This window comes from Bacillus sp. V33-4 (assembly GCF_002860225.1).
GTDB lineage: Bacteria > Bacillota > Bacilli > Bacillales > Cytobacillaceae > Bacillus_BJ > Bacillus_BJ canaveralius.
In genome coordinates this window covers 83,490-106,921 of sequence record NZ_PGVC01000029.1, presented here as the reverse complement: position 1 = coordinate 106,921, position 23,432 = coordinate 83,490, and the positions used below count along the sequence as shown (strand labels likewise).

The window sequence follows — 23,432 nt, the reverse complement described above, 5'->3', positions numbered from 1 at the left end:
TATTCGATGCACTTTATTCTACACCAAACTTTTAATTTAAGCCAATTTCGCTCAGGATAGGATGCAGCTTCGTTTGCTTGAATAAGTTAAAGATGAAAAAAACTAAGCTGCGATAGCGGGCAGCTTAGTTTTTTACTTTTTCCGTTAAGGGTAAGTCAAAGCGGATTAAATCTGCAAACGTCTCCCGCTTTACGACGACTCTTGCTTCGCCATTTTCGACAAAGACTACCGGTGGCCTCGGGATGCGGTTGTAATTATTGGCCATCGAGTAACCATATGCTCCGGTACAAAAAACAGCAAGCAGATCACTCGTCTCAGCCTTAGGCAAAGGAAGATCCCAAATGAGCATGTCTCCAGATTCACAGCATTTTCCTGCAATCGAGACGGTTTCCTCCGCTTTTGCCAGTGGACGGCTTGCCAGCACCGCCTCATATTTTGCCTGATAGAGGGCAGGCCTGATATTGTCACTCATGCCACCATCAACCGCCAGATATTGGCGGACATTCGGAACTTCCTTTCGGGAGCCGACTTTATATAAAGTTGTCCCGGCATCACCGACAAGGGAACGGCCAGGTTCGATCCAGATTTCCGGCATCTTCATTAAAAAACGCCCGGCCTGGGTCTTCACTTCTTCAATAATTTCCTCAACATATTGGAATGCCGGAATCGGATCGTCTTCGCTTGTATAGCGAATCCCAAAACCGCCACCGAGGTTGAGGACCTGCGGTTCATAGGAAAAATTGTTTTTCCATTCATTTAGTTTCTCAAAAATCTTTCTAGCCGCTAACACAAATCCAGTTGTATCAAAGATTTGGGAACCAATATGACAGTGAATCCCGAGCAGATGAAGACTGTGTGAATCGAGAGCAGTCCGCAAAGCTGTTTCCGCCTGCCCGTTTTGCAGATCAAAGCCGAACTTTGAATCTTCCTGGCCTGTTAAGATGTAATCATGCGTATGGGCTTCAATTCCCGGCGTCACCCTGATGAGAATATTCGCCTGCATTCCTTTTTCAGCACAAATGGTGGAAAGAAGCTCAAGCTCATAAAAATTATCAACAACAATGCAGCCGATTTGGTGCTCCATGGCCATTTCCAATTCTTCTCTGCTTTTATTGTTGCCATGAAAATGAATCTTTTCGACGGGAAATTGAGCAGCCAATGCCGTATAAAGCTCCCCACCGGACACAACATCAAGGGAAAGCCCCTCCTCTTTTGCGAGCTGGAACATCGCAATCGATGAAAACGCCTTGCTCGCGTATGCGACTTGTGCGGTTATGCCCAATTTTTCAAATGTATTTTTAAAGCTTCTTGCCCGTTCACGGATTAAAGCAACATCATACACATATAAGGGTGTGCCAAACTTTTCAGCCAATTCTATCGTATCAAGGCCGCCGATTTCCAGATGGCCTTTATCGTTCACTTTTGTTGTTCCATGAAAATACATGTTTCTCCCTCATTCCCTATGAAAACAGTCCATTAGTATACTCAAAGAGTTTACGCCTTTTTTAATTAAAAACTACTGTATCATAATGAATGGCAATCCGCAATTGGATTGTCACCTTCCTTTATGCTATGCCAGGTTCACATTTATGAATTGGACGGCTGCTTATAACGGTTTTTAGTATGGACGATGCTGGGCCGGATTTTAGAACCGGGAACGGACTGGCGAATCAAAATCTGGATAAACGCCCTCGGGTTGAATGGCAGAAACGGCCATAGATATGGTGTATTCAATGAACGTATTGCGGTCAGAAATAAAATATACAGCGTGGTGCCGACCAATAATCCCGGCACGTTAAAAATGGCGACAACAAGCAATAATAGCAGCCTGGCAATTTTATTGGCAATACTCAGTTCATAGCTGGGTGTCGAATATGTACCGATCGCAGCGACCGCAACATATAAAATGACTTCGGGAACAAACAGCCCGACCTTGATCGCGATTTCCCCGATCAAAACAGCTGCGATTAACCCCATTGAAGTTGAAAGCGGTGTCGGTGTATGAATGGAGGCGATCCGTAAAAATTCAATGCCAATATCGGCAATAAATAATTGGACAATAATAGGAACATTCGATTTTTCAGTAGGACCGATAAAAGAAAGCGGATCTGGTAAAAGCGATGGGTCCTGTACAAATAGATACCAGAGCGGCAACAGAAACAGTGAAGCCAGCAGTCCGAGAAAACGGACCCACCTCACAAATGTACCCACTGTTGGCGATTGCCTGTACTCTTCTGCATGCTGTAAGTGATGGAAATACGTTGTTGGGGTGATGATTACACTAGGAGAAGTGTCAACATAAACAAGGACATGCCCTTCTAATAGATGGACGGCTGCAACGTCTGGACGCTCCGTATATCTCACAAGAGGATACGGATTATACCCTTGCTTCAACAAATATTCTTCGACCGTTTTATCTGCCATCGGTAACCCGTCGATTTCAATTCCTTTAATTTCTTTCTTAATAATATCAACGAGATCCTGATTGGCCACATCACTAATATATACGACAGCGATATCCGTTTTTGAGCGTTCACCCGCTTTAATCATTTCAAACCGCAACCGCTCGTCGCGAACTCTTCTTCTCGTTAAGGCTGTATTCACAACAATATTCTCAACAAATCCGTCACGGGATCCGCGAATAACCTTTTCCACATCAGGCTCTTCTGGCTGGCGGCCCGGATAATTGCGTACGTCAATCGCAATTCCCGAGCTTTCCCCTTGCATCGCGACGACAATTAAGCCGCAAAGGAGCTGGTCAACTAATTCATCCAGGTTTTCGATCACCTTCAACTGGTGGTGAACAATCCGATTTTCAATAATTTTGAAAAGGTTCGTCGACAGCTTTTCAAGATCATTAATACCAATAATTTGCCCAATAACCTGAACAACGACTTTCGTATCGCTGAGGCCATTAACATAATAGATATGGACATCCTTGCGGAGAATCTTCAGTTTTCTGACACCGAGATCAAAGCTGGTCTCAAGGCCGATCCGATTGTTGAGATATTGTTCAACGTCATCAACCGATTTGGGAATTGGTATATTATTCTCTGTGTTTGTTGTCATAGTAGCGGCTCCTTTCCAGAATAATTTCGACCGCTTTTTTGGTTATCGGTGCACCCCGTTTAAAATGGTCGCGGCGCGCCATTTTTCCGACATCCCCGATTCCGACAATAATTGGCACGTCCAGCTCATCAAGACAATAGACAGTATCCCCGCTCATTCTGCCAATTTCGAGCTCAGGTACACCAAATTTATCAACACCAAATGGAGTCAGCTCACCATCTCGATCAATACTGATATCCACTCTTGTCCATTCCGCCTGCCTTGTCTTTGAAGCAACCGCAATCACCCCGATTACTTCAATTTCTTTATGGGAGGCAACATATCTCATCGCCCGTTCACCCGCACCTTCCCCCATATAGCCGCTGTCATCAAACATAACAAGAACTGGATCATGGTGGGCTTTTTTGATCAGATTTACAAGCTCCGGACCGGTTAAAACGGAAGGATTCCCATGCGAATGTGAGATGCATCTTGCACCGATTTGAGTAGCCACACTTTCGATCGCCTTTCTTGCATATTCATCTCCATCAGTAACGAAAATGACCCTCTTCGGTTTATTCATTATCAGCTGAGTCCTTTCCTTGTATCTGTTAGTGGTCCACAAAGTAAAGCCAGTGGAATAATGATCCGAACACTTTGCCAAGCACAATCGCCATGAGTAAGCTTATGATCCTCTCCTCGAGGCCAACGCGTTTTGCCAAAATCGGAAAAACATTCAAAACTTCAGTTAATGCTGCTGCAAGCAACCCGATAAAAACCCCGCCCGCCAATCCAAGCGGAATTAAAAATAGCGGTGATAGGTGTAATACAGGATCCCTTATCGTCGCTAACGCGCCTGCCACCGCACCAAGCACAACGGCCCACTCGTAAGAGAAGATTTTTTTTATTGTCTTGGAGAGCTGGGTGAGGCGGGGGATGATCCCGAGAACGGTAAGAAAAGCAACAAAGCCTGCCCCAACTGTTAATCCCGCAGCAAAGCCGATAAATGAGACGGCAAGGACATGAATAATCATTCGAGATGCTTGACGCTTTCTTTGTTTTCGTGCATGATGACATACTGGTCCAGATCCTGCTGGTAATTAAACATTTCAACTTCCAGGGGGCTTGGCTCTTCGTTAATTCTTTTTCGGAAAACATGATTAAAAAATAAAACCATTCCGAGTCCCAATCCGAATGAATAAGGAATTTGAAACAGAAGCGGCTTCGCGACTACTTTGCCAGTGATGATCGTATAAATACGCTGCTGAACCTCCTGCATGCTTACATCTTCATGAAAGTTCATGATCGCAAGGGCAGCCCCGAAGAAAAGCAAAAGCCAAATCAGCAAAAAGAGCGGAACGGAGACCTCCTTCTTCTTGTCGACTACTTCAATAATCACCTGGGACGGGCCGATCGTCTGCACCTCGACATTTTCAAAAGCTTTGTTAATATAAAGGACCACTTTCATCACATCAATGACGACATAATTTCGATCTTCTCTCGATATTTTATAAATTCGCAAATTTTGTAAACGATTAAGCAGAGAATCGTCTGCGATAATCTGTGCAATGTCCTGCAGATAAACGGTATGTTCCGGCTTTACTTGAGCACGATGACGCATGCGAATGTAGATCGTTTTTTCCATCACATTCACTTCCCACACATTGATTTCCTCGTATAAATAGTATGAGTTCCTTCTCTAGGTTTCATGAACCCCAAAAAATGGCGGATGCGGGAATAATAAGGAATCCTATCCACAGGGGAATACCTTCCTGGATCTAAATGTGACCCTTGAAAAATTATTATAAAAAAAAGACCTCATGGATCATATGTCCATGCGGTCTTTCATTTGCTGGAGAATTTTTTTCTCGAGCCGTGAAACCTGAACTTGAGAGATGCCAAGCCGTGCAGCTACTTCCGATTGAGTCTGGTCCTTGTAATAACGCAAATACACGATCAGTTGCTCCCGTTCATCCAGTTCGCTTATTGCTTCTTTTAAGGCGATTTTATCAAACCATTTGCCCTCATCTCCATTGTCGATCTGGTCAAGCAGTGTGATGGGGTCGCCGTCGTTTTCATAAACGGTTTCATGGATCGAGGAAGGCGTCCGTCCTGCTTCCTGGGCAAGAATAATATCCTCGGCGGGGATCTGAAGAAATTCCGATAATTCGGAAACAGTTGGCACTCTGCCTAGATTTTTAGACAATTCATCCTTCGCTTTACGGATAGTGTTTCCCATTTCTTTCAATGACCGGCTGACTTTTATGGTTCCGTCATCACGGATAAACCTCTGGATTTCCCCGATGATCATCGGCACAGCATAGGTGGAAAATTTCACATCATAAGAAAGATCGAATTTATCGACAGACTTTAATAAACCGATACAGCCGATCTGAAATAAGTCATCCGGCTCATATCCCCTGTTTAAAAAGCGCTGGACGACAGACCAAACAAGCCTCATGTTTTTCTGGACGATTGTGTCTCGTGACGCCTGATCGCCATCCTGGCTTTTCTTAATTAATTCCTTAACTTCGTGGTCTTTTAGGTACGGTTGGCTTTTTTCTTTCTTAACCTCCACATCCATAGGCAGTCTCCTTAATTACACAGCATTTTGCTCGTTGATAAATGCTTCCTTAAGCGGATTTCTGTTCCTTTCCCTGGCTGCGACTGAATGTCTACTTCATCCATAAAATTTTCCATGATCGTGAATCCCATTCCGGACCTTTCCAATTCAGGCTTTGTCGTAAATAGAGGCTGGCGGGCTTCTTCCACATCGATAATTCCCTGCCCGTCATCCTTAATTTTCATATCAATAACTCCATCTTCAATTAAAACGGAAATATACACTTTTCCGTTTGGATCGTTCTCGTATCCATGTATAATCGCATTTGTAACCGCCTCGGAAACGACTGTTTTGATTTCGGTCAACTCATCCATCGTCGGATCAAGCTGGGCAATAAATGCGGCTACAGTTACCCTTGCAAACGACTCATTCTGGCTTAAGGCACTGAATTGAATCTTCATTTCATTTTTCATGGTTAAGCAACCCCCAATCTTTCTAGCGCAAATTGTTCGGACGGCTCCAATCGAATGATTTTAAATAAGCCCGACAAATCAAAAAGCCGCTGAACGGCAGGGGAAATTGCACAAACCACCATTTCGCCATCTACTTGTTTTATTTGCTTATACCTGCCTAAAATGACACCGAGTCCTGAGCTGTCCATAAACGAAAGCTGCTCAAGATTCAAAATGATATGGCGAATCTCAAATTCATTAATTGCCTTTGTTGCCTGTGTGCGAAGCTCATCTGCAGTATGGTGGTCGAGCTCTCCACTCAGCCGCATACATAAGACGTCGCGCTTCACTTCCATGTCAATATTAAGACTCACTATTTCTGGCCTCCTTCTCCCGGTATCCTGAAGAACTGCCGAAAAACCATTAATGGGTGGCAGCACTGGAATAGCCGATCGGTTTTAACTTGCACTAGCAAAGGATCGTTCCCCGCTAATGACAGTAACCTTTATAGTGAGTCAAATTCGCTCCTGTTTGTTCGTATTCCTTCTTAAAGACAAAACTAGTGAAGATTCGCTAAAAATATTTAGCGCTTGAGCATTTGCGACAATGACTATTCTCCAGCTTTCGTAAACATGCCGAATGCCCGTTTATATAGAGTCCACCAGCCTGCTTCTTTGACTGACTCTTTCGCAACAAGCGGGCTCTCTACAATCGTAGCTCCATCCTTAACCAGCTTTAAAGTCCCGATTTGATCGCCTTTTGTTATAGGTGCTTTTATATTGGAATTAAGGGAAACCTGCTTCTTGACATTTTCTATATTTTCCCCTTTTTTTGTCAGCAGTGAGATTGGCTCGCTTGTTAAAGCCTCCACTTTCTTCTTTTCGCCTTTACTGATTTTCGCATGCGCAAGCGAATCGTTTCTTTCATACATTGGATGTGTCTCATACTGGCTAAAAGCATAATCAAGCATTTTTGTTATCTGGGCATTCCGCTCTTTGGAGGTTGGCGCTCCAAAAACAACGGCGATGACCCGCATGCCATTCTTTTCTGCCGTAGCTGTTAAGCAATATTTTGCCTCACGCGTAAATCCTGTTTTGAGCCCATCTACTCCGGGATAAAAACGGACAAGCTTATTCGTATTGACGAGCCAGAATTTTTTGTCCGTATTTTCACGAAGATAGTCCTCGTAAGCACCGGTATATTTTGTAATTTCCTCATATTTTAAAAGTTCCTTTGCCATAATGGACATGTCATAAGCCGTACTGTAATGGTCCTCTTCAGGGAGACCTGTCGTATTTTGGAATTTCGTATTTTTGAGTCCAAGCTCCTTCGCTTTTTTGTTCATCGTGTTAACAAATGCTTCCTCCGACCCGGAAATCCGTTCGGCCATGGCTACCGAAGCATCGTTGCCGGAGCCGATCGCAATTCCTTTCAGCATTTGCTCTGTCGTCATTTCTTCGCCAGCCTCAAGAAAGATTTGCGAACCGCCCATCGATGCAGCGTACTCACTTGTGCGGATTTTTTCATCCCACTTCAGCTTTCCTTCATCGAGGGCTTCCATAATCAGCAGCATCGTCATAACCTTGGTCATGCTTGCCGGCGGAAGCTTTTCATTGCTGTTTGTTTCATATAAAACGGTCCCTGTATCCCGTTCAATCAGTATTGCTGATTTTACGTTTTCTACTATTTCAGTCTGGTTTTTTTCTTCAGCATTTACAATTGGTACCGCTAAGCAAGTAAAAAGAAATGTTATAAGCATCATAGAGCCAACTCGTTTCATTGCATAACCCTCCATTCTTTATACGTTCCATTTTTTCCAACCCCCGGACTTTTATACAGATATTGCCTTTGTTTTTTCTGAAAAAGAATGGATTTTGATTTGTGGATTTCAGTGCAGGCAAACATTAAAGTTGAGGGACAAAGAGTGAAAATGGCTGGTGAAGCTATTCGAAGTTGATGATATATCTGGAAAGTTGATGATATCTTATCCAGGGTTGATGATATAACCGGAAAGTTGACGATAAAATACCGAAGTTAACGATATATCTGCAAAGTTGACGATATCTTATCCGAAGTTGATGATATAACCGGAAAGTTGACGATAAAATACCGAAGTTAACGATATATCTGCAAAGTTGACGATATCTTATCCAGGGTTGATGATATAACCGGAAAGTTGACGATAAAATACCGAAGTTGACGATATATCTGCAAAGTTGACGATATCTTATCCAGGGTTGATGATATAACCGGAAAGTTGACGATAAAATACCGAAGTTGACGATATATCTGGAAAGTTGACGATATCTTATCCAGGGTTGATGATATAACCGGAAAGTTGACGATAAAATACCGAAGTTAACGATATATCTGCAAAGTTGACGATATCTTATCCAGGGTTGATGATATATCCGGAAAGTTGACGATATCTTACCCACAGTTGATGATAAAACAGGTGGCCGACCTTTCGAGAAAACAATAAATCCCGCCAGATATGCATCCTGGCGGGACTTAAGATCATTTCCTATTGAGTTATTTCCTCGTGGATAAGCGTTGGTGGTTCTATTTTTTGTGCAGAAATTCGAATATTTTCATAAAGCTTTTCCTTTACATCCGCTACATCTTCAAAGTTGCTGTAAAGGGTTACGAGCGATTCGCCTTTTTTGACCGCATCGCCAATTTTTTTGCGAAGCATGAGCCCGACAGCCAGATCAATTTCCGATTCCTTTGTTGCCCTGCCTGCACCTAGCAGCATCGCAGCGGTTCCAACTGCATCTGCGACAATTTCAGAAACATAGCCATCTTTTTTTGCCTCTAATTCAAACGTATATTTAGCCTGAGGCAATTTTCCGGGGTCGTCTACTACCGAAGCATCCCCGCCCTGTGCGCTCAAAAATACTTTCATCTTCTCTAGCGCAACACCTTCACGGATGATTTTTTCAAGCAGTGACCTTGCTTCAGAGAGCGTCTTTGCTTTTCCGGCAAGGACGACCATATGGCTTCCGAGCGTTAAACAAAGCTCGGTTAAATCTCCAGGTCCTTCTCCGCGCAGCGTATCGATCGCTTCTTTTACTTCGAGGGCATTGCCAATCGCAAAACCGAGTGGCTGACTCATATCAGAAATAACGGCCATTGTATTTCTGCCGACTTTGTTTCCGATTCCAACCATTGCTTCAGCAAGCTCTCTGGATTGTTCAAGAGTTTTCATAAACGCACCCGCGCCTGTTTTAACATCAAGGACGATCGCGTCTGCGCCAGCGGCTATTTTCTTGCTCATGATTGAGCTTGCAATTAACGGAATGCTGTTAACCGTTGCGGTCACATCCCTTAATGCATATAGTTTTTTATCGGCTGGTGTTAAATTGCCGCTCTGGCCGATTACCGCAACCTTATTTTTGTTGACAAGCTCAATGAATTCGGCTTTATCAATTTCGACATGGAAACCGGTAACTGCTTCAAGTTTGTCAATTGTACCGCCTGTGTGGCCAAGCCCCCGTCCTGACATTTTCGCAACCGGCACTCCTGCTGCAGCAACGAGGGGACCGAGCACAAGCGTTGTTGTATCACCAACTCCTCCGGTCGAGTGCTTATCGACCTTGATTCCTTCTATCTCTGAAAGGTCAATCTGATCTCCGGACTCAACCATTGCCATCGTTAAATCGGCACGTTCCTTTTCACTCATCCCCCTAAAAAAGATGGCCATTGTCAGTGCACTCATTTGGTAATCGGGAATCGCACCCTCTGTGTAACCATGAATAATAAATTGAATTTCTTCCTGCGTGAGCTCATATCCGTCGCGTTTTTTTTCAATTAGGTCAACCATTCTCATTTTTCATCACCGCTTTTTAGGATTTTTCGGCAAATTGTTTGACAATCTCTTTCACGTACAAAAGAAAATCGGCTTTCACTTTTTCAGTCGTTTCAATTACTTCACTGTGTGTCAGCGGCTGATCTAAAATCCCGGCTGCCATGTTGGAGATGCAGGAAATACCAAGGACTTTCATGCCGCCATGGCGCGCCACGATGACTTCAGGAACAGTTGACATTCCGACCGCATCGCCGCCAATTGTTCTAATCATCCGGACTTCTGCCGGAGTTTCGTATGTAGGACCGGTATTTCCAGTGTATATTCCTTCTTTCACACTGATACCGAGCCTTTCGGCAGTTTCTTTCGCAAGATGGCGAAGTTCCCGTGAGTACGCTTCGCTCATATCCAGGAATCGCACACCGAGGCGCGAATCGTTCGTGCCGATAAGTGGATTGACACCCATATTGTTAATATGATCTGTGATGAGCATCAAATCACCCGGTGAGAAGCTTGTGTTTACACCGCCGGCCGCGTTTGTGACAATTAAAATCTCAACACCGAGTTCCTTCATGACGCGAACCGGGAATGTTACTTGTTCCAAGGTGTAGCCTTCGTAATAATGGAATCGTCCTTGCATTGCGACAACCTCCACCCCGTGGATAGTGCCGAACACGAGTTGTCCGGCATGGCCCTCAACAGTTGATACAGGAAAGTCCGGAATTTTTTCGTAGGCCAATTTCGTCGGATTTTCAATTTCATCACCGAGAACTCCAAGTCCCGACCCGAGTATGAGACCAACCCGCGGCGCTCTTGGATAAGCATTTTTCAAAAAAGCGGCCGCATTTTGGATTTTGTCGTAGTTCATATTCATTTCCTCCGATTATTTGATCTCGTTTAAGAAACTTTTTCCATGTTTCGGCAATGCTACGTAAAAATTATCGGCAATCGTTGCCCCGATATCAGCGAACGTCTCACGGACCGGCAGTTCCTTGCCTGCAGAAAACCGTTTTGAATACGCTAACAGAGGCACATATTCACGCGTATGATCGGTGCCCGGGTGAACGGGATCATTTCCGTGATCAGCTGTGATGATCAGCAGGTCGTCCTCCTTCATTTTCGAAAATACTTCGGGAAGGAGGGCGTCATATTCCTCAAGAGCCTGGCCGTACCCGAGGGGATCACGGCGATGTCCGTATAAAGCATCAAAATCAACAAGATTTAAGAAGCTTAAGCCGGTAAAATCAATATCAAATGTTTGCAGAAGCTTATCCATCCCATCCATATTTGACACGGTTCTAAGTGACTTGGTTACCCCTTCGCCATCGTAAATATCGGAAATCTTGCCGATTGCGATCACATCGAATCCGCCGTCTTTTAAATCGTTCATCACCGTTCTGTCGAATGGTTTTAAGGCATAATCATGACGGTTGGCTGTTCTTTTAAAATTGCCGGGCTCCCCAAGAAACGGGCGGGCAATCACACGTCCGACCATGTACCGCTCATCAAGCGTCAGCTCGCGGGCTATCTCACAGATTTGGTACTGTTCCTCGATCGGGATAATCTCCTCATGTGCTGCGATTTGCAATACAGAGTCTGCAGAAGTATAGACGATTAACGCTCCCGTTTCCATGTGCTCAGCACCGAGCTCGTCAATAATTTCCGTACCGCTTGCCGGCTTGTTTCCAATCACTTTTCTGCCTGTGCGTGATTCCAGCTCAGAAATTAATTCCGGTGGAAAACCATCAGGGAAAACTTTAAATGGTGTGGCAATGTTGAGGCCCATGATTTCCCAGTGACCTGTCATCGTATCTTTTCCGTTCGATGCCTCCTTCATTTTTGTATAAAAAGCTAATGGCTTTTCCGCTCTGGCAATTCCGTTAATTTCCTTTATATTGCTGAGGCCGAGCCTTCCCATATGAGGCATATTAAGTCCATCCATTTCTTCGGCAATATGCCCGAGTGTATCGGAGCCTTTATCGCCAAACTTTTCGGCATCGGGCGCTTCGCCAATTCCAACTGAATCCATCACGATCAGGAATATTCTTTTGTATGTAAAATCTTTCATTTCTGTATTCCTCCTTCAAAGCTTGTAGACGGTTACATTTTCTTTACCCAAAAAGCAGCAAGTTTCAAAAGATTTGCAGATTTTCTTGTAAAGTGCATCTGTCGTGCAACAAAACGACTTTTTCAATTATGTTACCCTTTTTGCCATGGCTTAACCCATTTCATTGGTCGGAAGTCTGACATCTTTATTGTACTAAAAGCAAACTGAAAAAGACAGCCAAAAAAACCGCCTTTTTCAGCGGTTTTTTGACATTTCTATGAATCTATCAAGCCCGGGGATGGAATTGGCTGTATACATCCTTGAGGCGTGTTTTTGTCACATGTGTATATATTTGCGTTGTCGAAATATCGGCATGGCCAAGCATTTCCTGAACGGCCCGCAAATCAGCCCCATTTTCTAGTAGATGGGTCGCAAATGAGTGTCTGAGAGTATGCGGCGTTAATTCTTTTTCAATGCCTGTCTCATTTGTCAGGCGTTTCAGGATTTTCCAAAAGCCCTGGCGAGTCAGGCGCCGGCCATGATGGTTTAAAAATAGAGAATCATCTCTATGTTTTTTTGATAGAAAACGGGTCCTGCCGTGGTTTAAATACTCTTCAAGCGCCGCAGTAGCCGTTCTCCCGAGCGGAATGATCCGTTCCTTGTTTCCCTTGCCGATGCAGCGGACGAACCCCATAGTTAAATGAGCATCGCCTAAATTTAAACCAATCAGCTCGCTGACGCGAATTCCAGTCGCATAAAGCAATTCAAGCATTGCTTTATCACGCAGCCCATAATGGGTATCCGTTTTTGGCGCTTCCAACAGTGTTTCCACTTCTGCAAGACTGAGAACTTTAGGAAGAGACCTTTCCAATTGCGGCGACTCAATATGTACGGTTGGATCCTGATCAACTGCCTTTTCACGAAGCAGGAACTGGTGAAAAGCCCGGACTGACGCAACATGCCGGGCCAGCGTTTTTGAAGACTTGCCCTGCTCTTTTAAATGGCCGAGAAAGTGGACGATCTGTAATCGCTGAACGACATTAAGGTCTGTCACCGCTTCACTATTGCCTAAATATTTCAAGTAGCTTTTTAAATCGCGCTCATAGGAAATAATCGTGTTTTTGGCCAACCCTTTTTCTACGATTAAAAAATGGATAAAATCTTTCAGTCTATCTTCCATAGGTCACTACTCCCCATTTAAGTAAAACAGTTTTAACCGGTCCAGCCATGAAAACTCTTCTTTGCTTTCAGAAGCGGAAACTTTAATAGCAGCTCCATCCGGTTCATCATAGCGATGGTAGTTTTCATACTCTTCATTTAACCATATGATACCATAGTAGAAGAAAATTGTGCATCCTGTGAACAGGACGAATACCTTCAATGTTTGTAATCCAAGCTTAATCCAGGCCCTCATCATTCTTGCCGCCCTCCAAAATATATATTGAATAAATTTCATGTCTTTAATTGAAAAACGAACAATTATTTAAAATTATTCGTTTATACAGAATCCTCATGGTTCATTAAGACCATTTAATTCGTTTTTCGGTTTAGCTTAATGCATTGTGAAATTTACTCAGTTACTAAAAGATATGCCATTTTGGACAAGATTTATACCTGGATGCACGGAGAAGTTGGTGAAATTGACTATTAAAAAAACCTTTCCTGTTTAAGAAAAGGTTCATACATTAATGATCGTCTTTATTATCATCTTTTGCTTCTTTATCCTGGCAACGATAGCAAATGCCATGAAATGTCAGGCGGTGATCTTTAATTTTAAAATTCCAGTCTCTCTCGACGATCGCTTCTACATCCTCAAGGAGATCATCTTGAATTTCATCAACTGCCCCGCATTCGATGCAGACAAGGTGATGGTGGAAATGGGCAGCGCCCTCCTGGCGTAAATCGTAGCGGGATACCCCGTCGCCAAAATTGATTTTATCAACAATTTTCAATTCAGTCAGCAATTCCAAAGTTCGATATACAGTAGCCAGCCCGATTTCCGGAGATTTTTCTTTAACGAGGAGGTATACATCTTCCGCGCTTAAATGATCCTCTTCATGCTCCAGTAAAACGCGTACGGTCGCTTCCCGTTGAGGTGTTAGTTTATAGCTTGAGGAATGAAGCTGTTTCTTTATCCTCTCGATTCTGTTTTCCATACCGTAGTTCCTCCCTCGCACTGTCAAATTTCATTATAACAGATGAAGGAAAAGTTTCAAACTAAACTTATTCTTAATAAGACTGGATAACTTTTATTATTTAATAATTATTATAGATTGAATGGTTTGGATGACTGACTTCATTAATATCGGGGATAAAAATGCCTCGATTGCTGCTGCTGCTCCGACAAATACCATCACCATTATGAATGTCAGCAAATAGCGGCCGAGCATCGGCATAATCGGCTGGCTGATTTTTTTCAAGAATTGCCTGCGGATCATTTTTAATGAGAAAGCAACGGCTGAGGTGGCTGTCACGATGAATAACGGGATAATAACCAAATTTTGCGGCAAGATTGACACAAATGAGAGCAGGAATCCATCCCAGCCCATTTGGTTAACAAGAAAACCGACTGTAAAGCCAACGACCATCCCTTTGATGAACAAGAGGATCAGTATGATTGGAAGGCCGATGATCGAGATGCCCAGTATCCACATCAGCCCGATAAATTTACTGTTATGGAGAAAGCTCTGGATGAACATCTCATTCTCTTCAGCTACCTTGCCGTCAGCTATTTGCCCAAAAAATTGAAATAGATAATAGTATAAATCTTCTTTTTGTGTGAAGCTGAGGCTGTTAACGACCACCGCTCCAAAAATAACCCCCATTAAAAATAAGACGATTACAAATAAATAGATTGAGGAGTGCTCACGAAAATGATTGGCTACATTGTTCTGGTACGTTCGGTGCTTCATTGCCCTTCCTCCTAAAACTCAGTTATTAAATTGTATGCTTGTCTCTTCTATCTATGACTATGTTTTTTGGGAAAGGAGTTCAAATTGAGAGATTAAGAGATTATCGAAAAATGCATGAACTTGTAGAGAATCCCCAACGTTATTCGAGCGAAAATTAGCTGGATGGCGTTGGGGATGTTTTATTGATTTTATATAAAAAACTCTTGAATCATTACTGGCGATTCATAGTAATTAAGAGATACATGCATCTACACAAAAATCCATAAGAAAAAACCGACATTAGTAAATGCCGGTTTTTCGTTTAATCCGATACTTTGCCGTATTTTCCCCCGCCCCCTGCATGGAAACGCAGTTCCCCATTACGTGCTTGCACAATCAGCGCAGCCGTTTTCTCTGGGACCACTTCTTTTAACGCTTCAAACGGAACCTCATGAAGTACAGCCATTTCCGTTCCGAAATGATCCAGCAGCCTCCCCAATATTTTCGGGCCGAGTCCGGGGATGAATTCCAAGGGAACCTGATGAATATAAGGCGGACGATGGCTTGGCCCTGCAGTTACCGTTGCAAGCTCGCTGATCCGGTCGGCAACGCCTTTAATAAATTTTGTATGCCCGCTGACATGGCATTGTTGATCTCCTGCTTCGAAACGGGCAAAACAGTTTGCGCAAACGGTCTGGTGATACTTGCCAAGCAGCGGATCCAGGCCATAATTCGCAGCAATTCTCCGCTGTTCTTTTCCTTTTAACGCCTTCTCAAGTTCCTGAAAGGAAGCTTCCTTCATTTCGATAATTTGATATTCCCTGGCAATTTTTCCGAGCGAATGAGCATCAGAATTAGTAACAAAAGCATAGTTATGCAGTTCGCCAAGCTTGTCGGCCATATGAGAATCTGCGCTTAATCCGAGCTCGACGCCATCGATTAACTCCGGGTTAAATACTTCGGTCAGCGACGCAATGACGCCTTTTCCATACAAGCTTTTAAACGGGGTAAACACATGGGCGGGAATAAACAAACCGCCGAGGCTTTTCACCTTTTCCTGGAGGTTTTTTCCGTCGGCATAGATTCTTTGCGAGCTTAAGTTGATGTTTTTCAGATAGCCCGACAGCCACCCTGAAAACTCCTTGATCGTTTTCAGAGTGGGAAAGAAGCAAAGAACATGGATCGGCCCTTTGCAGTTATGATCATAAATCTCCAATTCGGAGCCGGGGATGACCGAAAGTCCCCCGTAGAGGAGACCGCCCTCACGGTGCTCTGTCAGCTGTCCGAGAGCAAGAAGTGTCTCCATCTCCTCGATTACTTCCGGTGAATGGCAATCGATAATGCCGACCATATTAAGCCCTTTTTCATCCCGGGCATGTTTGATGATGTTACTGAATGTTAATGCCTTGGCCCCAGTAATTTTGACAGCTTTTCCTGATTTCGTTCTGCCGATATGGATGTGCAAATCAGCGTAATATTTGTTCATCTACGAATTCAAAGCCTCTTGAAGCTGCAAATACTGAACAGCATACACTGTTTTTGCATCATATATTTTCTTGTCGTTTATGTATTCGACCGCTTCAGCAAGTGTCAGTTCAACAAGATTGACAAACTCGTCCTCGTCAAGGCCGGCTGGATTTTCTTTTAGCGACAATCCTCTTGCAATATATAAATGGATGAGCTCGTCAGCAAAGCCGGGAGATGTATAAAACGAAATGAGCCAATCGAGCTCTCTGCATTCATAGCCGGTTTCTTCTTCCAATTCCCTGCGTGCCGAGGCTGCCGGGTCTTCTCCTCTTTCCAGCTTTCCAGCCGGGATTTCGACAATCGTTCTTTCGAGCGCTTTGCGATATTGTTCAACCATCACAAGCTTATTTTCATCGGTAATCGCGATCACCGCAACGGCTCCGGGATGTTTGATAATTTCCCGTTTCGATGTTTTTCCGTTCGGCAGCTCGACATCGTCGACTTGCAGACTGATCACTTTTCCGGAAAATATTTGTTCGGTTTTCAGCGTTTTTTCTTCAAGACGATCCACTTTGACCACTCCTGTTCTAATCCATTAGCTTTTGTGCATACATTTTAACATACTTTGATTGGAGGAGTAGGGTTGAAGGTATATGTACATGAAAAAGGAATTGTCCTTGTCGGTAAAGCGTGGGAAATAAAAAGGAAGTTGCATGAATATGGCAAGCAATTTACGTTGCTCGAAGAATGGGTGACGAGCCGTCCCAAAAAAGATAAATGATAGACAGTTTGTTTGTGCTTCGCCTGATTATTTCGTTACAATAGTAAACAAGACTATTAATACTCAAAAAAAAGATAGAGTGATGAGGTGAAGCACATTGAAAAAAAGGCAGCTCGGGAAATCGAATTTATTCGTAAGCGAAATCGGGTTGGGCTGTATGTCACTAGGCACCGATGCAAAAGCAGCCAGAACCATTATTGACGCAGCACTTGAGGAAGGCATTAACTATTTTGATACCGCTGACTTATATGATGTTGGTAAAAATGAACAAATTGTCGGCAACTCTTTAAAGAATGTTCGCGAACAAGTGATTATTGCCACGAAAGCCGGCAATCGTTGGAATGAAGCGAAAGACGGGTGGAGCTGGGATCCTTCAAAAGCTTACATAAAAGAAGCGGTCAAAGCAAGCTTAAAACGGCTTGGCACCGATTACATTGACTTATACCAGTTGCACGGCGGTACGATGGAAGACCCGATTGATGAAACGATTGAAGCCTTTGAAGAATTAACAGAAGAAGGATACATTCGTTTCTATGGGATTTCCTCGATTCGTCCGGCTGTGATTCGCGAATATGCGGAGAAATCAAAGATTGTTTCCGTCATGATGCAGTTCAGCATGCTTGACCGCAGGCCGGAAGAAGAAGCACTGCCATTATTGGCGGAACAGCAAATCAGCGTTGTGACACGGGGCTCGCTCGCAAAAGGGCTTTTAAGTGACCAGATGCTTGAAAAAGCGTCCGCTTCCGTTAAAAAAGACGGTTATCTGGATTACAGCTATCACGAACTTACACAGGTCTTGCCTGCGCTTAAGGAGAAGCTCGCCAAAAACCGGTCTCTTGCTGAAATAGCTTTTCATTATAATCTCAGCTTTCCAGCGGTTGCTTCGATCGTCGCCGGCGCAAGCTCGGTACAGCAAGTCAAGGAAAATGTCAAAGCGATCAACAGCAGTCCGCTAACAGAGGAAGAAATATCTTTAATCCGGAGCCTTACAAAAGCCTCTCAATATTAAGAAAGTCCAGCCTTGAAGGCTGGACATTTTTTCTAGTCGGTGATATTACCCATTACTGGGAATTTACAAAGTCTTTGCGGCAGTGCGGTCATTTATACTTTTTCCAATCTAAATCGCTCTCCTGCAGGAGCTCGTCAAACGATTTATTTTTCTCTTTTAATCTTCTTTCTTCCCTTTTTCGTTCCGCTTCTTCTTCCTGCTTTCTTATTTCTTCTGATTTTAACTCTTTTTGTTTTGCTTTTAGCTTTTCCATTAAATCTTGATTAAGCATATCCCCCAATGTGACAGCTTTATCTTCTTTTTGTCTTGGTGCCTGTTTCACTGATTTCTTTCTCATTCAAATCCCTCGCTCTGAAAATGTTAGCTGTATTATATCATCTTAAAAGAAAGTTAAATAGAAGTTGGCTTTCTGCAACGATAATAAACGCCGGAGCAAGAGCTGCCGGCGTGGCCTATATTAAAATGCTTCCATTATCACTGTATCATCGATGATTAACTTAGGCTCTGTGCTACTTGTGACATCCTCAATGGTAAACCCTTTTGCAACTTCGATCAGCTTCAATCCGGAATCGGTGACATCGATAACAGCTCTATCGGTAATGATCCGGTCGACGACTCCCTTGCCTGTGAGCGGCAGACTGCACTGCTTCAATATTTTCGCCTCCCCGTTTTTGTTCGCATGGTCCATAATGACGATGATCTTTTGCGCGCCATGGACAAGATCCATTGCTCCGCCCATCCCTTTGATCATTTTTCCGGGAATCATCCAGTTGGCGAGATCACCATTTTCGGATACTTCCATTCCGCCAAGAATCGCAATGTTGATATGGCCGCCGCGGATCATCGCAAAGGATTCGGCACTGTCAAAATAGGCGGCTCCCGGTATCGCCGTTACCGTTTCTTTTCCGGCATTAATTAAGTCGGGATCCACTTCACTCTCGGCCGGATAAGGACCGATTCCAAGCAAGCCATTTTCCGATTGAAGGACGACCTGTTTATGATCTGAAATATAATTGGCTACCAAAGTCGGCATTCCGATCCCAAGGTTCACATAAAAACCGTCTTCAATTTCTTGTTCTGCCCTTCTGGCAATCTTTTCGCGAACAGCCGCTTTATCTTTGCTCATGGAAACCTCTCCTTCATCGGTTCTATTTTTTTACAGTCAGTCTCTCGATTCGCTTTTCCTGCTTCCCTTCAATCAATGTTTGGACGTACACGCTTGGTGTATGAATCGTATTCGGATCCAATTCACCGACGTCAACCAATGCTTCGACTTCTGCAATCGTCACTTTTCCTGCCGCTGCAATCATCGGATTAAAATTCCGGGCCGTTTTCTCGTACACGAGATTTCCGATCCGGTCACCTTTTGCGGCACGGACAAGGCTGAAGTCCGCCGTCAATGATTCTTCCAATAAATATTCTTTTCCACTAAAAACCTTCGTTTCCTTCCCATCCGCAATCGGCGTACCGACCCCGGCTGGCGTATAAAAAGCGGGGATGCCTGCTCCACCCGCGCGAATTTTTTCCGCCAGTGTCCCTTGTGGAATCAGTTCGACCTCGATTTCCCCGGACAATACTTGTCTTTCGAACTCTTTATTTTCACCAACATAGGATCCTATCATTTTCTTAATCTGTTTATTTTGCAAAAGCAGCCCAAGGCCCCAATCATCGACACCGCAATTATTGGAAATAACCGTTAAATCGTTAACACCTTTATCAACAAGGGCAAGGATCAGGTTTTCAGGAATTCCGCATAACCCGAAACCACCTACCATTAATGTTGCACCGTCATAAATATCGGCGATAGCTTCCTCAAAGGATTCAGATATTTTTTTCATCGTTACTCTCCTTTCATTTGAAACACCTTAGTTAAAAGTACGATGGCTATACTAATTCAACTACGGATGCGACGCCTTGTCCTCCACCAATACAAAGGGTGGCCAGACCTTTTCTTGCATTCCGTCTTTTCATTTCGTGAATAAGCGTAACAAGGATTCTTGCTCCACTTGCCCCAATTGGGTGCCCAAGTGCAATTGCCCCGCCATTTACGTTTAAAATATCCTTGTTAAAGTGCAGTTCCCTGCCCACCGCAAGTGACTGGGCGGCAAAAGCTTCATTTGCTTCAATCAGTTCAAGCTCTTCCATCGAAACAGCCGCTTTCTCAAGCGCTTTTTTCACGGCAGAAACCGGGCCAATTCCCATGATGCTTGGATCAACCCCTGCGCTTGCATTTCCCTTTAGGACAACAAGCGGCGTTAAGCCAAGTTCCTCCGCTTTGTTGCGGCTCATCACAACAAGAACCGCTGCACCGTCATTAATACCTGATGCGTTGCCTGCCGTGACACTGCCGTCCTTTTTAAAAGCGGGGCGAAGACCGGCAAGCTTCTCGGCTGTCGTACCTTTTTTTGGATATTCATCTGTATCGAAAACAATCGGATCGCCTTTTCGCTGCGGAATTTCAACCGGGATAATTTCATCTGCAAACCTTCCAGCCTCAATTGCTTTTGCTGCTTTCTCCTGGCTCCATGCGGCAAACTGATCCTGCTCAGCGCGCGTGAGCCCAAATTGCGCACAAAGGTTTTCAGCGGTCACGCCCATATGGTAGTCGTTGAAGGCGCACCATAAGCCATCGGAAATCATGCTGTCGACTAGCTTCTGGTCACCCATCTTGAACCCGTCCCGCGCATTCTTTAGCAAATATGGAGCCTGGCTCATATTTTCCATTCCGCCAGCGACGATAATGTCAGCATCACCTGCGATAATTGCCTGGGCGGCAAGATGGATAGCTTTCAACCCTGAACCGCACACTTTATTGATTGTAAGTGCCGACACAGTCTCAGGAAGACCTGCTTTTAAGGCCGACTGCCTTGCCGGATTTTGCCCAAGGCCGGCCTGAAGGACATTGCCCATAATCACCTCATCGACCTGGTTCGGGCTGACACCTGCTTTCTCAAGTGCCCCCTTTATCGCAATCGCACCAAGCTCTGGAGCTGACACATCTTTTAGGCTGCCATTAAAACTGCCAATCGCAGTTCTGACAGCGCTTACAATTACTGCTTCAGTTTTTGCCATTTTTATCGTCCTTTCCATCGGTATTCACTCTTTTATATTTCGAGTGAAATAAAAAAATTCCTTTTATTTTGTCAAAATTTCTATAATTCTTGCTTTTTAAAAAATAATCCCATTACAATTGAGTTGAATGAATTTCATTCGTTTTCGGTTTGGCTTATTACATTGTGAAATTTACTCAGTTGAATTTGCAATACAGTGTTCACCTGAGAAAATGTTGGAGGGAAAACATGGCTATTCTTTCACCTGAAAAAGTAACGATTATTGAGGTTGGTCCGAGAGATGGGCTTCAGAACGAAAAATCATTTGTACCAACCGAAATAAAAAAACATTTCATATCTGCTTTAAAACAGGCAGGCATCAGCGAAATGGAGATTACCTCTTTTGTTTCGCCGAAATGGGTACCGCAAATGAGCGATGCTGCTGAAATTGCAGCGGACTGTCTTGAAGGTGGGGAACGAAATATTGTGCTAACTCCAAATGCGAAGGGGGTGGAACGGGCCCGAATGGTGAACTGCCGTGCAGTGGCCGTTTTTGTTGGGGTCAGCAACACGTTCAACCAAAAAAATATTAACAAAACAACCGCGGACAGCATGGCCGAATTAACCCCGATCATCAAGCAGCTCAGAGCGGATGAATTTTTTGTACGCGCTTGCATTTCAACCGCGTTTTATTGCCCTTACGAAGGAAAAATTGCCGAAGAAGACACCGTCAATCTCTGCCGGCAATTTGCGCTTGCAGGCGTTGATGAGCTCAGTGTCGCCGACACGATTGGAATGGCGGCTCCACATGAATCATTTTCGCTGTTCTCGACGCTGAAAAACGAATTGCCGAACATTCTTTTAACAGCCCATTTTCACGACACACGGAAAATGGCGCTCACCAATATTTATGCCGCATTGCAGGCCGGCGTTGACCGGTTTGATACATCGGCCGGCGGGTTGGGCGGCTGCCCGTTTGCTCCCGGTGCCGCCGGAAATGCCGCAACCGAAGATGTTGTCTACATGCTTGAACGAATGGGAATTAACACAGGAGTCCAGTTGCCAGATTTAATTAAGGCAATCGATATTGTCCGTCCCCACCTATCCCGCCCAATTGACAGCACCTACTACCGGCTAAATGCACAAACGGTTTAAAAAAACGGATCCGACCATATACAAACGGGAGACAAGGCCGAGACCCGGTTTTGTCTTTTTTGTCTTACAGACGTTTTTTATGTTTTAAAATTCCGGCTGATGATAAAATAAAGAAGAAAAAAATTGTGAAGGGGATAGTCTTTTGAGAAGGTTGTTCCGTTTTTTGTTATCCTTTTTAGTGCTCCTGTCTTCTCTTGGAGTGTATTTTACGAACCGGCTTATGTACATGAAAAAGAAGGATGACGATTTTATTTTAAATCGTGAAAAAGAAGCGGGCCGCCTCAACCAGCTGGAATTCGAGCAACTGCCGAAACGGGAAGCAACGATCGATTCCCCTTTTGGCTATGTCTTGAAGACGGTTTTAGTGGAACCTTATCAGTCGAACCGCTATATCATTATTTGCCATGGAGTAACCGAGAATAAAACCAATTCAATTAAATACATGAACCTTTTTTTAAAACGCGGATTTAACGCAGTGATTTATGATCATCGCCGCCATGGGGAATCAGGCGGCAAGACAACAAGCTATGGCCATTATGAAAAATACGATTTGAAAGCAGTCGTCAACTGGCTGAAAAAAGAAAAAGGACCCGATCTTCAGCTTGGAATCCATGGAGAGTCAATGGGGGCGGCAACCATGCTTCTATACGCAGGCATGCTCGAGGATGGAGCTGATTTTTATATCGCCGACTGTCCTTTTTCTGACTTTAAGGACCAGCTTGCATACCAGTTAAAAGCGGAAATGAAACTGCCTGCAAAGCTGCTTTTGCCTGTAGCGGACCTGTTTTTACGTGTCCGGGACAAATACTCGATCCGCGATGTTTCCCCTATTTCCGTAATCGAAAATATTAAAAAGCCGGTTTTATTTATTCATAGCGCGAAGGACGATTTCATCCTGCCGACCATGACTGAAGCTTTGTTTGAACAGAAAAAAGGGCCGAAAAAGCTGTTTTTAGCTGTTAACGGCCGTCACGCACAGTCACTCAATGAAAACGCCGAAGAATATGAAAAAGCCATCGATGAATTTCTTGAAGACCATGTTCATTTCCGGCAGGCTGAACCAGGCCAGCCTGTTTCATTATAATAACTGTGCGCACACCCCGCTGGTCGTCGGCGGGGTTACGTATTTACCTGGTTTACTCATTTATATGATGCTATTAAAAA

At 44.0% G+C, this 23,432-nt stretch carries 26 protein-coding genes; 4 read left to right on the top strand and 22 right to left on the bottom strand.

Going from position 1 to position 23,432, the window contains the following annotated elements; genetic code table 11:
• Nucleotides 1-124: 124 nt before the first annotated feature.
• From lysA to CVD23_RS11615, 18 genes are all read right to left on the bottom strand, one after another.
• On the bottom strand, nucleotides 125-1,444 hold the full coding sequence (gene lysA / locus CVD23_RS11700) for a diaminopimelate decarboxylase (RefSeq protein WP_101575744.1): 1,320 nt from the start codon (nucleotides 1,442-1,444) through the stop codon (nucleotides 125-127).
• Between the two features lie 143 nt (nucleotides 1,445-1,587).
• Complete coding sequence (locus CVD23_RS11695; RefSeq protein WP_101575743.1) at nucleotides 1,588-3,069, bottom strand: spore germination protein; 1,482 nt, start codon at nucleotides 3,067-3,069, stop codon at nucleotides 1,588-1,590.
• Nucleotides 3,047-3,631 (bottom strand): stage V sporulation protein AE, encoded by a 585-nt coding sequence (locus tag CVD23_RS11690; RefSeq protein ID WP_101666117.1) that lies wholly within the window; start codon nucleotides 3,629-3,631, stop codon nucleotides 3,047-3,049. Before CVD23_RS11690 ends, CVD23_RS11695 begins: the two co-directional genes overlap by 23 nt.
• 28 nt (nucleotides 3,632-3,659) lie before the next feature.
• A complete protein-coding gene (locus tag CVD23_RS11685) occupies nucleotides 3,660-4,082 on the bottom strand; it encodes a stage V sporulation protein AB (RefSeq protein WP_101575741.1) in 423 nt (140 codons plus the stop codon).
• Nucleotides 4,079-4,693: a stage V sporulation protein AA gene (locus tag CVD23_RS11680; protein WP_101575829.1), complete on the bottom strand. Its 615-nt coding sequence runs from the start codon at nucleotides 4,691-4,693 to the stop codon at nucleotides 4,079-4,081. Before CVD23_RS11680 ends, CVD23_RS11685 begins: the two co-directional genes overlap by 4 nt.
• A 180-nt stretch (nucleotides 4,694-4,873) precedes the next feature.
• Nucleotides 4,874-5,632 (bottom strand): RNA polymerase sporulation sigma factor SigF, encoded by a 759-nt coding sequence (gene sigF, locus CVD23_RS11675; RefSeq protein WP_101666116.1) that lies wholly within the window; start codon nucleotides 5,630-5,632, stop codon nucleotides 4,874-4,876.
• Nucleotides 5,633-5,643: 11 nt separating this feature from the next.
• Complete coding sequence (gene spoIIAB, locus CVD23_RS11670; protein WP_101575739.1) at nucleotides 5,644-6,084, bottom strand: anti-sigma F factor; 441 nt, start codon at nucleotides 6,082-6,084, stop codon at nucleotides 5,644-5,646.
• 2 nt (nucleotides 6,085-6,086) lie between these two features.
• Entirely contained in the window at nucleotides 6,087-6,437 is a 351-nt protein-coding gene (gene spoIIAA / locus CVD23_RS11665) for an anti-sigma F factor antagonist (RefSeq protein ID WP_101575738.1), read from the bottom strand.
• A 236-nt stretch (nucleotides 6,438-6,673) separates the two neighbouring features.
• Complete coding sequence (locus CVD23_RS11660) at nucleotides 6,674-7,843, bottom strand: D-alanyl-D-alanine carboxypeptidase family protein (protein WP_101575737.1); 1,170 nt, start codon at nucleotides 7,841-7,843, stop codon at nucleotides 6,674-6,676.
• A 744-nt stretch (nucleotides 7,844-8,587) separates the two neighbouring features.
• Nucleotides 8,588-9,892: a pyrimidine-nucleoside phosphorylase gene (locus CVD23_RS11655; protein WP_101575736.1), complete on the bottom strand. Its 1,305-nt coding sequence runs from the start codon at nucleotides 9,890-9,892 to the stop codon at nucleotides 8,588-8,590.
• Nucleotides 9,893-9,908: 16 nt separating this feature from the next.
• The gene (locus CVD23_RS11650) at nucleotides 9,909-10,736 is read right to left on the bottom strand and encodes a purine-nucleoside phosphorylase (protein ID WP_101666115.1); all 828 of its coding nucleotides are present in this window, start codon (nucleotides 10,734-10,736) and stop codon (nucleotides 9,909-9,911) included.
• Nucleotides 10,737-10,751: 15 nt separating this feature from the next.
• A complete protein-coding gene (gene deoB, locus CVD23_RS11645; RefSeq protein WP_101666114.1) occupies nucleotides 10,752-11,936 on the bottom strand; it encodes a phosphopentomutase in 1,185 nt (394 codons plus the stop codon).
• Between the two features lie 265 nt (nucleotides 11,937-12,201).
• Nucleotides 12,202-13,095, bottom strand: coding sequence for a site-specific tyrosine recombinase XerD (gene xerD / locus CVD23_RS11640; protein WP_101575733.1), 894 nt, complete (start codon nucleotides 13,093-13,095; stop codon nucleotides 12,202-12,204).
• Between the two features lie 6 nt (nucleotides 13,096-13,101).
• Complete coding sequence (locus CVD23_RS11635; RefSeq protein ID WP_101666128.1) at nucleotides 13,102-13,329, bottom strand: YqzK family protein; 228 nt, start codon at nucleotides 13,327-13,329, stop codon at nucleotides 13,102-13,104.
• 271 nt (nucleotides 13,330-13,600) lie between these two features.
• The gene (gene fur, locus CVD23_RS11630; RefSeq protein WP_101575732.1) at nucleotides 13,601-14,071 is read right to left on the bottom strand and encodes a ferric iron uptake transcriptional regulator; all 471 of its coding nucleotides are present in this window, start codon (nucleotides 14,069-14,071) and stop codon (nucleotides 13,601-13,603) included.
• A 96-nt stretch (nucleotides 14,072-14,167) separates the two neighbouring features.
• Entirely contained in the window at nucleotides 14,168-14,827 is a 660-nt protein-coding gene (spoIIM, locus tag CVD23_RS11625) for a stage II sporulation protein M (protein WP_101575731.1), read from the bottom strand.
• A gap of 301 nt (nucleotides 14,828-15,128) precedes the next feature.
• Nucleotides 15,129-16,292: an endonuclease Q family protein gene (locus tag CVD23_RS11620; RefSeq protein WP_101666113.1), complete on the bottom strand. Its 1,164-nt coding sequence runs from the start codon at nucleotides 16,290-16,292 to the stop codon at nucleotides 15,129-15,131.
• Complete coding sequence (locus CVD23_RS11615) at nucleotides 16,293-16,844, bottom strand: NUDIX domain-containing protein (protein WP_101666112.1); 552 nt, start codon at nucleotides 16,842-16,844, stop codon at nucleotides 16,293-16,295. It abuts the gene before it with no gap.
• Nucleotides 16,845-16,916: 72 nt separating this feature from the next.
• Here CVD23_RS11615 and mciZ point away from each other — a divergent pair, with 72 nt between their 5' ends.
• Together mciZ and CVD23_RS11605 are read left to right on the top strand one after the other, a co-directional pair.
• The gene (gene mciZ / locus CVD23_RS11610) at nucleotides 16,917-17,054 is read left to right on the top strand and encodes a Z-ring formation inhibitor MciZ (RefSeq protein WP_101666111.1); all 138 of its coding nucleotides are present in this window, start codon (nucleotides 16,917-16,919) and stop codon (nucleotides 17,052-17,054) included.
• A gap of 97 nt (nucleotides 17,055-17,151) precedes the next feature.
• Complete coding sequence (locus CVD23_RS11605; RefSeq protein WP_101666110.1) at nucleotides 17,152-18,063, top strand: aldo/keto reductase; 912 nt, start codon at nucleotides 17,152-17,154, stop codon at nucleotides 18,061-18,063.
• Between the two features lie 88 nt (nucleotides 18,064-18,151).
• Here the strand turns inward: CVD23_RS11605 and CVD23_RS11600 are convergent, their stop codons facing one another.
• The 4 genes from CVD23_RS11600 to CVD23_RS11585 form a co-directional block, all read right to left on the bottom strand.
• The gene (locus CVD23_RS11600) at nucleotides 18,152-18,400 is read right to left on the bottom strand and encodes a YqkE family protein (RefSeq protein ID WP_101666109.1); all 249 of its coding nucleotides are present in this window, start codon (nucleotides 18,398-18,400) and stop codon (nucleotides 18,152-18,154) included.
• Between the two features lie 120 nt (nucleotides 18,401-18,520).
• A complete protein-coding gene (locus CVD23_RS11595; RefSeq protein WP_101666108.1) occupies nucleotides 18,521-19,189 on the bottom strand; it encodes a CoA transferase subunit B in 669 nt (222 codons plus the stop codon).
• 22 nt (nucleotides 19,190-19,211) lie between these two features.
• On the bottom strand, nucleotides 19,212-19,901 hold the full coding sequence (locus CVD23_RS11590; RefSeq protein WP_101575724.1) for a CoA transferase subunit A: 690 nt from the start codon (nucleotides 19,899-19,901) through the stop codon (nucleotides 19,212-19,214).
• A 46-nt stretch (nucleotides 19,902-19,947) separates the two neighbouring features.
• On the bottom strand, nucleotides 19,948-21,135 hold the full coding sequence (locus CVD23_RS11585) for an acetyl-CoA C-acetyltransferase (RefSeq protein ID WP_101666127.1): 1,188 nt from the start codon (nucleotides 21,133-21,135) through the stop codon (nucleotides 19,948-19,950).
• A 227-nt stretch (nucleotides 21,136-21,362) separates the two neighbouring features.
• On the opposite strand from CVD23_RS11585, the gene CVD23_RS11580 reads away from it, so the two are divergent.
• Together CVD23_RS11580 and CVD23_RS11575 are read left to right on the top strand one after the other, a co-directional pair.
• A complete protein-coding gene (locus tag CVD23_RS11580; RefSeq protein ID WP_101666107.1) occupies nucleotides 21,363-22,268 on the top strand; it encodes a hydroxymethylglutaryl-CoA lyase in 906 nt (301 codons plus the stop codon).
• 142 nt (nucleotides 22,269-22,410) lie between these two features.
• The gene (locus tag CVD23_RS11575; protein WP_101666106.1) at nucleotides 22,411-23,352 is read left to right on the top strand and encodes an alpha/beta hydrolase; all 942 of its coding nucleotides are present in this window, start codon (nucleotides 22,411-22,413) and stop codon (nucleotides 23,350-23,352) included.
• The last annotated feature ends 80 nt before the right edge of the window (nucleotides 23,353-23,432 follow it).

Bases quoted from the DNA above. Each gene is read 5' to 3' on its own strand.
- lysA (WP_101575744.1), bottom strand. From the start codon at position 1,444: ATGTATTTTCATGGAACAACAAAAGTGAACGATAAAGGCCATCTGGAA.
- CVD23_RS11695 (WP_101575743.1), bottom strand. From the start codon at position 3,069: ATGACAACAAACACAGAGAATAATATACCAATTCCCAAATCGGTTGAT.
- CVD23_RS11690 (WP_101666117.1), bottom strand. From the start codon at position 3,631: ATGAATAAACCGAAGAGGGTCATTTTCGTTACTGATGGAGATGAATAT.
- CVD23_RS11685 (WP_101575741.1), bottom strand. From the start codon at position 4,082: ATGATTATTCATGTCCTTGCCGTCTCATTTATCGGCTTTGCTGCGGGA.
- CVD23_RS11680 (WP_101575829.1), bottom strand. From the start codon at position 4,693: ATGGAAAAAACGATCTACATTCGCATGCGTCATCGTGCTCAAGTAAAG.
- sigF (WP_101666116.1), bottom strand. From the start codon at position 5,632: ATGGATGTGGAGGTTAAGAAAGAAAAAAGCCAACCGTACCTAAAAGAC.
- spoIIAB (WP_101575739.1), bottom strand. From the start codon at position 6,084: ATGAAAAATGAAATGAAGATTCAATTCAGTGCCTTAAGCCAGAATGAG.
- CVD23_RS11660 (WP_101575737.1), bottom strand. From the start codon at position 7,843: ATGAAACGAGTTGGCTCTATGATGCTTATAACATTTCTTTTTACTTGC.
- CVD23_RS11655 (WP_101575736.1), bottom strand. From the start codon at position 9,892: ATGAGAATGGTTGACCTAATTGAAAAAAAACGCGACGGATATGAGCTC.
- CVD23_RS11650 (WP_101666115.1), bottom strand. From the start codon at position 10,736: ATGAACTACGACAAAATCCAAAATGCGGCCGCTTTTTTGAAAAATGCT.
- deoB (WP_101666114.1), bottom strand. From the start codon at position 11,936: ATGAAAGATTTTACATACAAAAGAATATTCCTGATCGTGATGGATTCA.
- xerD (WP_101575733.1), bottom strand. From the start codon at position 13,095: ATGGAAGATAGACTGAAAGATTTTATCCATTTTTTAATCGTAGAAAAA.
- CVD23_RS11635 (WP_101666128.1), bottom strand. From the start codon at position 13,329: ATGAGGGCCTGGATTAAGCTTGGATTACAAACATTGAAGGTATTCGTC.
- fur (WP_101575732.1), bottom strand. From the start codon at position 14,071: ATGGAAAACAGAATCGAGAGGATAAAGAAACAGCTTCATTCCTCAAGC.
- spoIIM (WP_101575731.1), bottom strand. From the start codon at position 14,827: ATGAAGCACCGAACGTACCAGAACAATGTAGCCAATCATTTTCGTGAG.
- CVD23_RS11620 (WP_101666113.1), bottom strand. From the start codon at position 16,292: ATGAACAAATATTACGCTGATTTGCACATCCATATCGGCAGAACGAAA.
- CVD23_RS11600 (WP_101666109.1), bottom strand. From the start codon at position 18,400: ATGAGAAAGAAATCAGTGAAACAGGCACCAAGACAAAAAGAAGATAAA.
- CVD23_RS11595 (WP_101666108.1), bottom strand. From the start codon at position 19,189: ATGAGCAAAGATAAAGCGGCTGTTCGCGAAAAGATTGCCAGAAGGGCA.
- CVD23_RS11590 (WP_101575724.1), bottom strand. From the start codon at position 19,901: ATGAAAAAAATATCTGAATCCTTTGAGGAAGCTATCGCCGATATTTAT.
- CVD23_RS11585 (WP_101666127.1), bottom strand. From the start codon at position 21,135: ATGGCAAAAACTGAAGCAGTAATTGTAAGCGCTGTCAGAACTGCGATT.
- CVD23_RS11580 (WP_101666107.1), top strand. From the start codon at position 21,363: ATGGCTATTCTTTCACCTGAAAAAGTAACGATTATTGAGGTTGGTCCG.